This window comes from Synechococcales cyanobacterium CNB, from assembly GCA_030263455.1.
Taxonomy (GTDB): Bacteria; Planctomycetota; Phycisphaerae; order Phycisphaerales; family UBA1924; genus CAADGN01.
Map to the genome: position 1 here is coordinate 45,692 of SZOZ01000010.1, position 14,800 is coordinate 60,491.

Genomic DNA, 14,800 nt, shown 5'->3' on the forward strand with positions numbered 1-14,800 from the left:
GGAGAGAGACGGGCTATCGTGTGCCCGCGGCGCGAGCGCGGGGGCCGGCCGCGCCCCTCTGCAACGGCGCGTGAGGAGGTCTGCCGTGCGAGATCGGTACGTCGAACTGGCTCTGCCGTACATCCCGCGCCTGCTGCAACTGATCGATCGCAACCCGTACAGCCCGACGTACGGGTCGTTCGATCGCGCGTTCTGGCACTACCGGACGATGGACTTTCCGTGCGGGATGGCGCAGGAGATGGTTCTGCCGCTCGCGCTCGTGTACGCCCGCCGCTACCCGGGCAACCGGTTCTTCGGCGTGGAGCGAGTGCGTGAACTGGCCGAGGCGGCGGTGCGGTACATGGTCCCCTCGTCGCACGCGGACGGGACGTGCGACGACTACTTCCCGTTCGAGCGAGCGATGGGCGCGCTGGTGTTCAGCCTGTACTCGGCGTCGGAGACCTACCAGCTGCTGGGCATGGACGACACCGCGGTGGTGGACCTGTTTCTGAAGCGCGTGCGCCACCTCGCGCACGAGAACGAGACGGGTCGGCTGAGCAACCACCAGGCGCTGGCCGCGCTGGCGGCGTACAACGTCTACCTCATCACGGGCGACGACGTGGCTCGTCGCGTGGCCGAGGACCGGATCGCGCTCACGCTCGGCTGGCAGCACGAGGAGGGGTGGTTCCAGGAGTACGAGGGCGCGGACCCCGGCTACCACACCTGCACGATCGACTTCCTCGCCAAGTTGATGCAGAAGATGCGGCAGGGCGGGCACGCCGACCGCGCCGACGATCTGATCGACCCGCTGGTGCGCGCCGTCGGCTTCGCGTGGCACTTCATGCACCCGGACGGGAGTTACGGCGGGGAGTACGGCAGCCGCAACACCTACCACTTCTACCCGCACGGGTTCGAGGTCATGGCGCCGCACACCGAGAAGGCCGGCCAGATCGCGGACGCCTTCCTGGCGGGCGTGCCGGGGGACAAACGCTACCACAACGACGACGACCGCATGACAGCCCACTACGTCTACGACTTCCTCCAGGCGTGGGAGGACTACCACCGGCCGCGTCCCGCGCCGATCAACGACGCTCGGAGCGAGCCGGCGACGGTCTGGATGCCGGGCGCGAAGATCGCCGTCTCGTGGAACGGGCGTGAGACCGAGCCGACGGGCGGGCGGTATACGGTCGCCAATCTCAGCAAGGGGGGGGTGCTCAAGGTCTTCGACGCGCACGGTCCGATCGCCTCGGACACGGGGCTGATCGGGGAGACGGCGGACGGGCGTGTCGTCGTGACCCATCTCGTGCAGCACGATTTGATCGTTCGGGCCGACCCCGGGACGGGCGTCTTCGAGGTCGAGGGGGACTTCTGCTACCGCCGGCGCAACCAGATGACGGTGCTCAAGCAGTTGATCCTGAGAGCGTGGGTGCTGACGATCGGCCGGTTCAACGCGAACCTGACGCGGAGCCTGGTGCAGAAAGTGGCGATCACCGGCAAGCCCAAGGCACCGTACCGCTTCGCCCGGCGCGTCGAGATCGCGGGCGACCGGGTGGTGGTGACGGACCGATTCCCCGCGGACATGCCGCTGCGGCGTCTGAGCGTTGGTTCGGACGCGACGAGCATCTACGTGGCGAACAGCAACGTGTACCAGGAATCGGTGCTGTGCCCGTGGCGTCACGCGGACCCGGCGTCGCTGCCCGTGGAGGGGGGATGGCGGGTGTGGCGTCGGGAGTACGCGCGGAGTAGGCCCCCGGGGGAGTCTGCCGGGGTTCCCGAGGTGTCGATCCGGTCCGGCGCGATGGAGGCCGTCTCGTGAGCAACCCGACGGCCGGCGCTCCGTCCGCACCGCGACCGCAGGGCGAGGCCCCCCCCGCGGGGGTGATGGACGCCAGTTACGCGGCGGATCGCCGGTCCAAGCCGCACTTGGAGTTCAGGTACAAGTCGCGCGCGCTCAATGCAGCCGACGCGTACCGGCGTTTCGGGCCGGGCGTTGACTCGCCGCGGGTGCTGGACCTGGGCGCGGCCGAGGGCGTCACGATGGCGGAGACGCACAGGCTGCTCGGCGCGCGCGAGTCGATCGGGGTGGAGTACGCGCAGGACCTGATCGACGCGGCGGGCGCGCTCCCACCCGGCTGCCGCCTCGTGCGCGGCGACGTGACGCGGCCGCACGAGGCAGTCGAGGAAGGGACGTTCGACCTCGTGACAGCGCTGGCGATTCTCGAGCACCTGCGCGAGCCGGTGGCGCTCATGGAGCAGGCGTCGCGCGCGTTGCGCCCGGGGGGGATCGTCGTCGCCTCGTGCCCCGCCGGGACGTGGGACACCATCAGCGGCGCGCTGCGGCTGCACAAGGACGAGCATCACGAGGACCAGATCGGGCGGGAGTCGTTCGCGTCGCTGGCCGGCGCGGCGGGCCTGACGCCCGTGCACTACCGTCGCTTCATGTTCGCGCCGGTCGGCTTCCTGCCGTACCTGCGAGTGCCCGTTTCTCCGCGGTTTGCCGACGCCATCGATCGCGTGCTGAGGCCGCTCGTCGTGTTCAACCCCTTCTTCGTGAACCAGTTGTTTGTCGCGCGCAAGCCATGATCGGCGGCGGCAGCGCAGCGCGGACCGAGCATGACCTCGATGAACGAACACGACGGTGGCGGTGGAGTCCGCGCTCGTTCGCGCCGCGTGCTGCTCGCGGCGATCCCGCTGGCGGGAATGACGGTCGCTCTCGTGCTGCTCGCGGCGACGCTCGACGCTCGGCAGGTCGTCGCTTCGGTGGCGTCGGCGTCCCCTCCGTGGATCGCCGCGGGCGCGTCGCTCTGCCTGCTGAGCACGCTCATCGGCTCGCTCCGCCTGAGCCTCTTTCTTCGTGCGGCCGGGATGAGTCGCCCGCTGCGTCGGTGCTGGTCGGCGGTGATGGCGGGGCTGACGCTGAACGCCTTTCTGCCCGCGCGCGGGGGCGACCTGGCCAAGGGCGTGTTCCTCGCCGATGCGCCGGGGGAGCGTGCGGCGCTCCTGGGGATCGTGCTGGTCGAGAGGGTCTTTGACGTGTTCGTGCTCGGCGCGCTCGGGACGCTCTCTGCGATCGCGCTTGCGCAGTGGCACGCGGCCGCGCTCGCCGGGGCGCTGATGGCCGCGCCGGTCGGGGCGTTCGCGGCGCTGCGCTTCGCGCACCGGACTCCGGTGATGCGGTCGTTCTTCGAGCGGATGGGGCACGGGGCGCGCTCGATCACTGCGCGGCCGTGGTGCGCCGCGGGCGCGGGGGGGGTCGCGGCGATCGCGTGGCTCAACAACACCGCGATTCTCTGGTGCCTGCTTCGCGCGACGGGTACGGCGGTCGAGCCGCTGCGCGCGGTGGGCGCCGGCGCGCTGGCGATCTTTGTCGGGCTGCTTCCCGTCTCGGTGAGCGGGATCGGGACGCGGGACGCCGCGCTGGCCGCATTGCTGCGCGGCGTAGCCGAGCCGGAGGCGGTGGTCGCGGCCGCGATGCTCTACACCGTGCTCGGGTACTGGATGCTCGCGGCGATCGGTGCGCTCACGCTGAGGGCCGAGCTCGCCCGTGCCCTGTGGGCGCGTCGCGATCGCGCTTAGTCGGTGTGGCCGCGGTCGCTCCCTGTTCCGGCAGGCGCTCGGCGCAGCGGCCTGACCTCGACCTGGGGCACGGGCGTCTGGGTTCGAGGGGTCGGCGGCGCGGAGGAGCGCCCGTCGCCGTCGTGCCCGGCGCGGAGGCGCACGTGCGCGGGCGAGCCGACCATGCGTGCGTTGATGAGGTCGCCGATCAGTCCGAGTCCGAAGAGGATCAGCCCGGTCGAGAGCAGGCCGGTGGTGGACACGTTCGGCACGGTCCCGAAGGCCAGCTTCCCGATGACGCCGACGACCACCGCGAGAACGATCAGGGCGGCGGCGACCGAGCCGAAGACGGGGAGCGGCTTGAAGTACATCACGGTGCGGAAGACGAGGGAGAAGAAGCCGAGGGTGTCACGGATGGGGCGGATGGAGCTCTTGCCCACGCGCGGGTGGTAGTCGATGGGCACGTAGGCGACGCTCGCGCCGTCGGTGTGGAGGGCGAGGGTGATGGTGGTGGTGAAGCTGAAGGCGTTGGGCAGCATCGACCAGTAGCGTTCGACGTGGATGCGTCGGATGGCGCGCAGGCCGGAGTTGATGTCCTTGATGTCGGCGCGGGACATCCAGCGTGCGTAGCGCAGCAAGGCCCACTTGGCGGGGCGCCGCGCCAGCGGGATGCGGACCGACGCTCCCGTCCGCGCCCCGACCACCATGTCGTGCTCGTCGAGCAGGGCGACGAGTTCGGGGATGCGGTCGTTGGGGTAGGTGCCGTCCGCGTCGGTGATGACGATCCGCTCGAACCTGGCCTGCGCCACGCCGCGCTTGAGGGTCGCGCCGTAGCCGGCGTTGACCGGGTTGTGGTAGACGCGCAGGCGGGGGTATTCCGCCACGAGGCGGTCGAGGATGGGGCCGGTCGCGTCGCGCGAGCCGTCGTTGACGAAGATCATCTCGGACTCGCACCCGAGGCGCGAGAGTGCGTCGTTGACCTGGCGCACGGTGTCGGCGACGGCCCCCTGCTCGTTGTAGCAGGGCACGACCACGGAGACGCCGGGCGCGACGGTCGGGTTGGGCGGGTGCGGGGCGTGGTGCATGCCGGGATCGTCCCAGGACGCCGATCGACGCCCGGATGTGCGGCGATGATAGGCGAAAGCCGTGCTCGGCGCGCGGGGAACGCCGGGACGCCGTCACAAACAGACACCAAATGCCGACTTCTCGCCGGTTGCGCGTCTCGGTGTCGTGCTGGAGCGGTGTCGGCGGGCGCGTGGGCATCGGCGGCGCACGGGGGCGCGGATACACTCGCCCCTGCGCCGATGACGCCTCCGCTTGTCACTCTGGCTTCCGCCCCCGCGCCGTGGTCGGCGTTGCTCAGCCCGGCGCGACTGGCGCGAGACCTGTGGCGGCATCGAGAGCTGATCCGGCAGTTCACGGTCCGTGAACTCGCGTCGCGCTCCAAGGGGACGCTGCTGGGCGTGGCGTGGGAGGTGCTCAAGCCGCTGGCCACGATCCTGGTGTTCACGTTCGTGTTCTCGGTCGTGCTGCGGGTGCGGTGGCAGGCGGCGGGGATCGAGTCGGAGACGGCGGGTTTCGTGGTGATGATGCTGTGCGCGATGATCCCGTTCAACGTCTTCTCGCAGGCGGTGCTGGCCGCGCCGACGCTCGTGCTGAGCCGCCCGAACCTGGTGAAGAAGGTGGTCTTTCCGCTGGAGGTGCTCGGGGTGTCGGCGACGCTCGCCTCGCTGGTGACGGCGCTGATCTTCGCCGTGCTGGTGCTGATCCTGCTGCTGCTGACGACGGGGCGTGTGCCGCCGACGGCGGCGCTGCTGCCGGTCACGATCGTGCCGGTGGTGATGCTGACGCTGGGCGTGACGTGGTTCCTGGCGTCGCTGGGCGTGTTCCTGCGCGACATCGGGCAGTTGCTGAACGTGGTCGTGAGCAACATCCTGTTCTTCTCCGCGCCGATCTTCTACCCGATCGAGGCGGTGCCGGAGCATCTGCGCTTCATCCCCTACCTGAACCCGATGACGTACCCGGTGCTCGACGCCCGGCGGGTGCTGGTGCTGGGCGAGGCGCCGGACTGGCCCGTTCTTGCCGCGTTCACTGTCGCGTGCGCGGTCGTGATGCAGGCGGGGTACGCGTGGTTCGTGAAGAGCAGGCGTGGGCTGGCGGACGTGATCTGAAGCATGACGGGGCGTAACGGATGAGCGCGTCAGGGCCGGCCATCGCCGTCGAGAACCTCGGCAAGTGCTACCACATGTACGCGCGGCCCGAGGACCGCCTGAAGCAGGCGGCCTTCCGCTGGAGCCGCCGCTTCTACGCCGAGTTCTGGGCGTTGCGCGAGGTGAGTTTCGAGGTGCAGCGGGGCGAGTCGTTCGGGATCGTCGGCCGCAACGGTTCGGGCAAGAGCACCCTGCTGCAGATCGTCGCGGGCACGACCGCGCCCACCGAGGGCGTGGTGCGTCGTGCGGGTCGCGTCGCCGCGCTGCTGGAGCTGGGGAGCGGGTTCGACCCGGAGTTCACGGGCCGGGAGAACGTCTACCTCAACGGCGCGATCCTCGGGCTGACGCGCCGGCAGATCGACGAGCGCTTCGACGCGATCGCCGGCTTTGCCGACATCGGGCAGTTCATCGACCAGCCCGTGAAGACGTACAGCTCGGGGATGCTGGTGCGGCTGGCGTTCGCGGTGCAGGTGCAGGTCGAGCCGGACATCCTGATCGTGGACGAGGCCCTCGCGGTCGGAGACAACCTCTTCCAGAAGCGGTGCTACCAGCGGCTGCACGAGTTGCGCGAGCGGGGGGTGACGCTGCTGTTCGTCTCGCACGACCAGGAGACGATCCGCACGCTGACCAGCCGGGCGCTCCTGCTTCACGCCGGACGGGTGCGTGCGATTGGCCCCTCGTCGGAGGTTCTGCTCGACTATCGCCGGCTGCTGCACGAGGAGGAAAGGCGCTGGATGCGGACCGAGGCGGCGGCGCACCCCCCCCGTTCGCAGGAGCGGCCCGTGGGGGAGAGCGAGCCGGACGACGGGGACGATCGTGCCCGACGATCGTTCGGCGACCTGGACGCGGAGATTCTCGGGGTGCAGGTGCTGGACGGCGCGGGCGAGCCGTGCGCGGCGTTCAGGCCCGGTGACACGCTCGTGATCCGGGTTCGATACCGAGTGAACCGCGAGATGACAGGCATCAGCGTGGGCGTGCGCATCCGCGACAAGCAGGGCGTCAAGGTATACTCGTGGGGTACGCTGAACCAGGACATGGCCATCTGGACCGGGCGGGCGCGGGGCGACGTGCTCTGGGACCGTCGGCTCCCCGCGGGACACACCGAGGAGATCGACTTCGTCTGCGACTGCCCGCTCGGCGCCAACTTCTACGAGGTGCAGGCGTCGGTGAGCGAGGAGCGCGACCGGCACTACAACGACCAGCGCATCCTTCACTGGATCGACGAGGCGGCCTTCTTCAGCGTCCTCGTCGACCGATACGAGTACTTTTTCGGCGGCGTCGCCGACCTGCGGATGAGGGCGCATGTCAGGCACTGATTACGCGGCGATCTACGACCAGTACTGGTCCCGCGCCGACCGGTGGGGATCGTCCTCCTTCGAGAACGCCACCGAGCTGGCCCTGCGCGTCCTGGTGACCTGCGGCGGCGGAACCGTTCTGGACGCGGGGTGCGGCATGGGCGCGCTCGTCCTCGCCCTGCTGCGCGAGGGCGTGGATGCGCGGGGCGTGGACTGCGCGCGCCGCGTCGTCGAGCACGGCAACGCCCTCGCGCCGGGGCGGTTCACCGAAGGCAGCGTCCTCGACCTGCCCTTCCCCGACGGCGCGTTCGACACCGTGGTCTGCGCCGACGTGCTCGAGCATCTCGCCCCCGACGACGCCGAACTCGCGATCACGGAACTCGCCCGCGTCGCCCGGTCGAACCTCTTCATCACGGTCGCCACGGCCGCCGACCGCGACGGGACGTGGCACCTCACCGTGCGGCCGCGGGGCTGGTGGGAGGCGCGTTTCATCGAGGCCGGTGTCCGCAAGCACCCGCTGATGCAGCGCGTCGTTCCCTATGGGCGTGGCGAGACCGTGGTCGGCCAGGCCACGCTCGTGTTCGAGAAGATTCCGCCGCGTGCGCTCGAGGCGTACCCGCTCGCCTGGCTCGCGCGAGAACGCGACCTGCACATGGACATGCTGCGTGAGGCCGGGGTTCGGTCAGAGGCCCACATCGCTCGTTACACCCTCGCGGCGTCGTATGTCAGGCCGGGGGATACGGTCCTCGACGCGGCGTGCGGCATGGGGTACGGCGCGCACGTGCTCGCCACGGCGGGGAGGCCGGCGCGGGTGATCGGCATCGACGCCAGCGCCGCGGCGGTCGAGTACGCGGCGGCCAACTTCGGCGTGCCGGTGGCGGCGTCGAACGGCGTGCGCCCGGCCGTCGAGTTCCACAAGTCCGACGCGGCCGACCTCTCCGCGATCGACGACCGTTCTATCGATCTCGTCGCGTCGTTCGAGACGCTGGAGCACGTCGCCCAGCCCGAGCGGTTCCTCGACGAGGTGCGGCGCGTGCTGCGGCCAGGCGGGCGCCTCGTGGTCAGCGTTCCGAACCGATGGGCGGACGAGACCGGCCACGACCCCAACCCGCACCACCTGCACGTCTATGACTGGGAGACGCTGGCGCGGCAGGTCGGGTCGCGTTTTCTGCCGGAGCACACCTACGCGCAGGACGCCGACGGCGGCGTACACCGCTCGGGCGTCTTCCCTGCGCTCGCCGAGGCGCCCCTTGACGCCGACCCCCCCCCCGGCGACCCGGAGTGGTGGGTGCTGGTCGCCATGGCCGATCCGATCGGTGCGGACCGCGACGGCTACACGGAGTCGGCGTACCCGGACTATCACGACCTCGACGGGTACAACCTCACCGCGTTCGAGCGCGACTACCACAACCCGTGGCTGGTGCGCGCGATGGTGTCGATCGGGGCGCGCACGGAGCACCCCGCGCTGCTGCGGCGCCTCGCCGAGCGAACGCTCGAAACCGCGCCGGCGGGCAGCGCGGACCACGGCGCCGCGCTGTGCGTGCTCGGCTACCGGCTGCTCGAACGCGGCGACGCCGGGGAGGTCGCCGCCCTGCTCGCACGGATCGATGAGTACCACGACAGGGCGGACGGCACGCCGCACGCCTGGCGATGGCGGATCAGCAACCAGTATCTCGCGGGGTTGCTCCTGCTGCGAACGGGGGACCGCGAGAGGGCGCGGCGTGCGTTCCTCGTGTGCGCCGACCTCGACCCGGTTCGCTTTGCGCCGCTGCTGGCGACGAAGACCGTCGATGCGCTCTTCCGCGCGGGCCTGCTCAGCGCGAGCGACGGCCGCGCGAGCGAGGCGCGCAAGGCGTGGACGCGCGGTGTGGAGGAAGCACGGCGAGTCCTGGCGGGCGACTGGACCAACGTCGTCGGCCGGACGGACCGTCCGGTCTCGTTCGGGCTGCGCGAAGCGGCACAGGTGCTCGACATGGCGGTCCGCTGCGGCGACGGGCTGGAGATGATCGAGGAGTGGGAGGCGAGGCCCGGCGTTGCGTGGGAGCGAGCCGCCACACTCAACTGGTCCAGCCAGCTGGCGTGGACGCGGCGGCTCGAGCGAGCCAAGGCGTGGCTGGAACGAGAGTTGGCGTGGTGGCGGGCTGAATCCGAGCGGCGCGACCAGGTCGTGCGCGAGCGCGAAGGCGAGGTCCGTCGGCTCGAGGAAGCCCGCGACTGGGAGCGTTCCCAGCAGGAAGCGTGGCGGAAGATCGCTGACGAGCGAGACGCCGCGCTGCGCCAGCAGTCCGACTGGATCGCGCGGCTCGAACAGGCGCGCGACTGGGCGGAAAGCCAGCGCGCCGGCTGGGAGCGGGAGGCGGAGCGTCTGCGCGAGGCGGCCGAGGAGTCGGCGCGCTGGGCCGAGGACCGCCGGCGGGCCGCCGAGTGGCTCGAACAGGAAGTTGAGCGCGCCCGGGCCTGGGCGACGGAACTCGAGCGAGCGCGGGCGTGGTCCGACGATCAGCGCACCGTGTGGGAGCGAAAGTGCGCGGAGGCCGAGGCGTGCATCGGGGAACTGCGTGCCTGGATCGCGGAGTTGGACCGGAAGCGGGAGCGCGCGGACGAGGAGCACGCGGCGGAGTCCGATCGGCTCCATGCCTTGACTGAAAGTCAGCGGGTTCTGATAATCGGTCTCGAAGCGGAGCGGGAGCGGCTGCGCGACGAAGCGCGTCGCCTGAGCGAGCGGGTCCGCGTGATGCGCTCGGAACTGGAGCGGCTTTCGAGCCTCCGGGGTCTGCTGCGGGCCGGCGCCAGGAAGGTTCTGCGTCGTGCCGTCGTGGACCCGGGCGTCCTGAACCCTCTCGACGCCTCCCCGTCTCCCGACCGTCCGGCCGACGGCGCGTCGGCGTGAGGCGCACGGGATCCGCGCTCCGGATCGGCGAAGGGTGGATGTTCGGCGAGGTTGAAAGGCGGGCGATGATCGATCCCAACCGTCCCGATTTCGAGAGCACGCCGGCATCCTCGTGCCGCGCGGGTTTCGACTACCGCCCCGAGGGCGAGCCGGGGCCGCCGGCCGTGAGCATCGTGACGCCGTTCTTCAACACCCCCCCCTCGGTGTTCGATCAGACGGCGCGGACAGTCTTCCGGCAGTCGCTCCAGAACTTCGAGTGGATCATCATCAACGACGGTTCCAGCGACCGGGACGCGCTCGCGGGGCTGGGCCGGTTCCGTGCGGCGGACCCGCGTGTCCGCGTGCTGGACCTTCCCCGCAACAGCGGGCCGAGCGCGGCGCGCAACGCGGGCTTCGCGGCGGCGCGGGCGGACCTGGTCTTCCAGCTCGACGCCGACGACCTCATCGAGCCGACCGCGCTGGAGAAACTCGCCTGGTTCCTGCATTCCAACACGCAGTTCTCGTTCGCGCACGGGTTCGAAGTCGGGTTCGACGCGCAGCGGTACCTCTACCCGCTCGGGTTCAACAACGGTCCCGCGTTTCTCCGCGAGTGTCTCTGCGGCGGGCACGCGGTGATGGTGCGGCGCGACGCCCACGCCCGGGTCGGCGGGTACGACGAGTCCATCCGGGGGGGGATGGAGGACTGGGAGTTCTGGCTTCGGTGCGCCGACGCGGGGATGTGGGGCGCGACCGTGCCTGAATACCTCAGCTGGTACCGTCGCCGCGAGAACCACGGCGCGGCGTGGGAGAACTGGGACGGCGCGGAGCGGCAGCAGCGTTTCGCGCGCTTCCTGCGGGAGCGCTACCCGGGCCTGTACGCCGGGCGGTTCCCGGCGCCGGAACCGCGCCCGCCGCTGCCCTACGAGAGCGTCCGTGAGCGCTCGCCGTTCGCCAATCCGCTCGCGCGCACCGCGCCGCGCGTGCTGATGCTCCTGCCGTGGCTTCGCATGGGCGGCGCGGACCGCTGGAACCTGGACCTGACGCGGTTGCTGACGCGGCGCGGGTACGAGGTGACGATCTGCACGACGCTCGAACACGAGGATCCGTGGCTGTCGGCCTTCGCGGAGTTCACGCCCGACATCTTCTCGCTGCATCGGATCGCGCGCCTCGCGGACCATCCCGCGGTGGTTCGGCACCTGGTCGAGTCGCGCCGGCCTGACGCCGTGCTCATCAGCAACAGCGAGTTCGGGTACCGCCTGCTGCCCTTTCTGCGCGCCCACTGTCCCGGGCCGGCCTACCTCGACTACAACCACATGGAGGAGGAGTACTGGAACAACGGCGGGCATCCCAGGAGCGGGGCGGGCTGGCAGAGCCTGCTCGACCTGAGCGTCGTCTCCTCCGACCACCTGCGAGGCTGGATGGCATCGCGCGGCGCGGAGCGGGAACGGATCGAGGTCTGCTATACCAGCGTTGACTCGGACGTCTGGCGTCCGATGCAGGACGAGAGGCGGCGCGTCCGCCGGGAACTCGGCATCGCCGAGGGCCGGTGCGTCATCCTCTTTTCGGGCAGGCTGTGCGCCCAGAAGCAGCCACGCGTGCTCGCGGGCGCGATCGCGCGTCTGGCCGCGCGGACCTCCGAGTTCGTGGCGCTCGTCGTGGGCGACGGCGAGGACCGCCCGTGGCTGGAACGCTTCGTCGAGACGAACGGGCTGGGCGATCGCCTCCGCCTGCTCGGTGAGCGTCCCGCCGACGAGATGCCCGCGATCAATGCGGCGTGCGACGTCTTCTTCCTCCCGTCGCAGTGGGAGGGCATCGCGCTCTCGGTGTACGAGGCGATGGCGACTGGGCTGGCGGTGGTGGGCGCGGTGGTCGGCGGGCAGGCGGAGCTGGTCACGCCGGACACGGGCATCCTGATCGAGAAAGGGACCGAGGAACAGGAAGCCGAGCGGTACGCAGATGCGCTGGAACGGCTGGTGCGCGATCCGGCGGTCCGCGCCCGCATGGGAGCGGCGGCGCGCGAGCGGGTCCGCGAACGCTTCCGGCTCGAGGACGCGGGCGACCGCATGGTCGAACTGTTCGAGTTGGCGCGCCGGCGTCAGGCCGAGTCGCCGCGGCCGGCGCCGGACGCCTCGCTGGCGCGGGAACTCGCCACGCAGGCGGTGGAATCGACGCGGGTGGCGCGGCTCGCCGAATGGCTCTGGCGCGAGCGTGAGCGGATGATCGAGGAAGCGTGCCGCGGGTCCGAGTCGCCCGCCGACGCCGGGCAGGCGGAGGAGCGAGCGATCGTCGAGCTCAAGAGCATCGAGTCGTCTCGCGCTTGGCGGCTGGTGCAGGCGGCGAAGCGGACGCTGCCGTACCGCCTCGTCGCGCGCGCACGGTTCGGCGCGGGATGGAGCGCCGCCGATGACGTCGGCACGCCCTCGGAACGCCTCGCTCGCATCAAGTGGAGCCGGAGCTACCGGATGATCGTGGCGGTCAAGCGATCCGCGCCGTACCGGTGGTACACCGCGATCAAGGCGCGGCGCTCGGGTTCCGGCGCGTCCGGGAGTGCGGGGCGCGCTCCGGCGTGCGAGCACGAGGCGCACGCCGCGCCCGCCGAATCCGGCCGGTGAAGCGAGGCCGATCAGGGCCGGGGTTGCGCGCTGGGCGTACCCGGCTGTGCGTCGTCGTTCCGGCGAGCGCACCGGGCGACGGTCGCCATGCCGTACACGGCGACGATGCCCATCAGTCCCGTATAGACCACGCGGTAGCGCTCGATCGCGCCGAGCATGATGAGCGAGACCGCCAGCACGCCCCCGAGCACGATCATCCCGAGCGAGAAGACGCCGTACTCCCGGGAGAAGAACGCCGCGGCCACGCCGACGAGGAAGAACGCGCCGATGAAGGGGCGGAGCAGTCGCCACCCGGTCGCCCATTCGTCGAAATAGCGAGCGGAGGCGCTCGTCCGCAGGTAGGCGATGTCGCGCTGCATCCTCGGCCCGAGGTCGGTCCCGGCCCAGTTGCGGTTGACGCTCGGGTCAGGGATGTTGGAGGCGCCGTGAGGGTGGCCGCGGAAGGGCGCGGTGAAGGTCTCGACGGTGGTGTTCGTTCGTTCGTGTTCCCACTTGGTCCACAGGCCCAGTTGCGTCGTGAGGGCGATCCACACGGCGCGTCCGCGCGCGTAGGGCCGTCGCGCGAAGGACTCCTCGACGATCTCGCCGTGGAGGGCCTCGCGCCGGTTGAGCCAGGTCTGCCCCTCGGCCTTGGGGAAGACGTCGCCGGAGCGGACCTCGTTGGCGAACGTCCACGGGCTCATTTGCCCGGCGTCGATGCGCTTCCGGACGCGCTCCCAGTCGGCGGCGGAGAACACGCCGGTCTGGTTGGCGTCGATCGCACCCGACATCTGCGCCATCTGGAGCCGTGAGAAGTTGTACGAGAGTGCCATCCCGTAGCGTCCGTGCTCTCGCTTGGCGAGCGACATCCAGGGAGAGAGCGCGGCCAGCGCGACCAGGGCAACGACCAGTCCCTGAGCCGCGTGCACCGGGCGAAGGCGCGGCAGGCGCGCGCCGATGAGCATCGCGGGCACGAGCACCAGCAGCGTCTGAAGGGCGGAGCGGGCGTAGATCGCGGCGGCACAGCACAGGCCGAGCAGCACGGCGCGTCCGAGGCCGGCCAGCGAGCCGCGCACGCCCTCCACGGGGCGGCGCACTTCGCGCACGGCGAGCCAGCCGATGAGCGTCACGAGGAACAACGAGAGCGTCTCGGTCAGCACCCACCGTTCGTACGCGATCGCGTCCGGGTCCAGTCCGACGAGCAGCATCGCCACGACCGGCCATGGCCTCGGCAGCACGGGACGGAGCATGAGACGGCACATCCACGCCGTCCCGACGCCCATCGCCGATTGCGCGATCCCGAGCGGCAGGGAGAAGTCATCGAAGAGCCGGATGAAGGGAGCGAGAAAGACGGAGTATCCCACCATGAAGTGAAAATCGGCGAGCACAAACCGCCCCTCCGTGAGCAGCCTGTGCGCGTTGAAGAGATAGTGGGCGGAGTCCGACCACATCATCATGGGCGTAAACCACAGGACCCAGGCGCGCACCCCGACGATCGCGGCCAGTGCGATCGACTCCGGGAGGAGCAGCCAGTTCGGTGCCAGGCGTGCGAGTCGGCGCGCCGCCTGGACCGCTCCGGCCAAGGCCAGCAGCGCGGCGTAGCACGCCGCGACGCCTGCCACGTGGTCTTGCGCGCGGAGCGCCGGGCTTCCCACGACGCCGGCCGCGCTGACCTCGGGCCGACCAGCGAACCGCAGGCTCTCGATGGCAACCGAATCCGGCAGCGGGGCGAGCGATGCTCGGCGGCTCGGAACGCCGAAGAGCAGCGTGCGTTCCATGGCGCGCTCGACGCGCAGATTCCCGACGCGCGGATCGACCCATCGCAGCGCGTAATAGTCGGTGCGATAGTTGGGCGCATCAAACTCGACGGTCCGTGGGGCATCGCCGCCGTCCGGCTCGAAGGCGACCGCGTCGAGCCACGATCCGTTCACGATCCCGTCGCGTGACCGCCGCCACTCGACGGCGTACTCCGCCCGGGCCTCCGGAGCGGGTTCGCTGCCCGCCGCGACCACCAGAACCTCGAGCGTGACCTCGCGCGCCACGAACCACTCTCGGCCGAGCCACCAGGCCGCGCCGGCGAGCAGCAGCAGCGCTGGCAGCAGGACGCGGAGCCTCCAGCACGAGGCGACGAGCGTCGCCGGGTCGAGCCAGCGCGGTGCGGTGTCCGATCCGGCTGCGGGCGTCGAGCCGTTCGTCGTTGGTGGCTTCGTCGTCGGCACGGGTGCTTCGCGTGATCGGTCCTGGATCGAACAAGCCGGAGGCGTCCAGTATACGAACCGCCATGCCCGGCCCACCGTCCGT

At 70.8% G+C, this 14,800-nt stretch carries 9 protein-coding genes; 7 read left to right on the forward strand and 2 right to left on the reverse strand.

Annotated elements, in window-relative coordinates; genetic code table 11:
- Positions 1-85: 85 nt before the first annotated feature.
- Genes FBT69_10980 through FBT69_10990 form a run of 3 tightly spaced genes read left to right on the forward strand, consistent with a single transcriptional unit; the run spans position 86 to position 3,555 of the window.
- Complete coding sequence (locus FBT69_10980; GenBank protein MDL1905314.1) at positions 86-1,795, forward strand: hypothetical protein; 1,710 nt, start codon at positions 86-88, stop codon at positions 1,793-1,795.
- Positions 1,792-2,562 carry a class I SAM-dependent methyltransferase gene (locus tag FBT69_10985; protein ID MDL1905315.1) on the forward strand — a complete coding sequence of 257 codons (771 nt, stop codon included), beginning with the start codon at positions 1,792-1,794 and terminating at the stop codon, positions 2,560-2,562. Before FBT69_10980 ends, FBT69_10985 begins: the two co-directional genes overlap by 4 nt.
- A gap of 30 nt (positions 2,563-2,592) precedes the next feature.
- Positions 2,593-3,555 carry a flippase-like domain-containing protein gene (locus tag FBT69_10990; protein ID MDL1905316.1) on the forward strand — a complete coding sequence of 321 codons (963 nt, stop codon included), beginning with the start codon at positions 2,593-2,595 and terminating at the stop codon, positions 3,553-3,555.
- Here the strand turns inward: FBT69_10990 and FBT69_10995 are convergent.
- Positions 3,552-4,619, reverse strand: a complete 1,068-nt coding sequence (locus FBT69_10995) for a glycosyltransferase family 2 protein (protein ID MDL1905317.1) — start codon at positions 4,617-4,619, stop codon at positions 3,552-3,554. The two genes, FBT69_10990 and FBT69_10995, sit on opposite strands and share 4 nt — an antisense overlap.
- 45 nt (positions 4,620-4,664) lie before the next feature.
- Here FBT69_10995 and FBT69_11000 point away from each other — a divergent pair, with 45 nt between their 5' ends.
- Genes FBT69_11000 through FBT69_11015 form a run of 4 tightly spaced genes read left to right on the forward strand, consistent with a single transcriptional unit; the run spans position 4,665 to position 12,520 of the window.
- Positions 4,665-5,705 (forward strand): ABC transporter permease, encoded by a 1,041-nt coding sequence (locus FBT69_11000; protein ID MDL1905318.1) that lies wholly within the window; start codon positions 4,665-4,667, stop codon positions 5,703-5,705.
- A 20-nt stretch (positions 5,706-5,725) separates the two neighbouring features.
- Positions 5,726-7,060, forward strand: coding sequence for an ABC transporter ATP-binding protein (locus tag FBT69_11005; protein MDL1905319.1), 1,335 nt, complete (start codon positions 5,726-5,728; stop codon positions 7,058-7,060).
- Positions 7,047-9,929 (forward strand): methyltransferase domain-containing protein, encoded by a 2,883-nt coding sequence (locus tag FBT69_11010; protein ID MDL1905320.1) that lies wholly within the window; start codon positions 7,047-7,049, stop codon positions 9,927-9,929. Before FBT69_11005 ends, FBT69_11010 begins: the two co-directional genes overlap by 14 nt.
- Positions 9,926-12,520, forward strand: a complete 2,595-nt coding sequence (locus FBT69_11015; GenBank protein ID MDL1905321.1) for a glycosyltransferase — start codon at positions 9,926-9,928, stop codon at positions 12,518-12,520. Before FBT69_11010 ends, FBT69_11015 begins: the two co-directional genes overlap by 4 nt.
- An 11-nt stretch (positions 12,521-12,531) precedes the next feature.
- Here the strand turns inward: FBT69_11015 and FBT69_11020 are convergent, their stop codons facing one another.
- The gene (locus tag FBT69_11020) at positions 12,532-14,718 is read right to left on the reverse strand and encodes a hypothetical protein (GenBank protein ID MDL1905322.1); all 2,187 of its coding nucleotides are present in this window, start codon (positions 14,716-14,718) and stop codon (positions 12,532-12,534) included.
- Between the last annotated feature and the right edge of the window lie 82 nt (positions 14,719-14,800).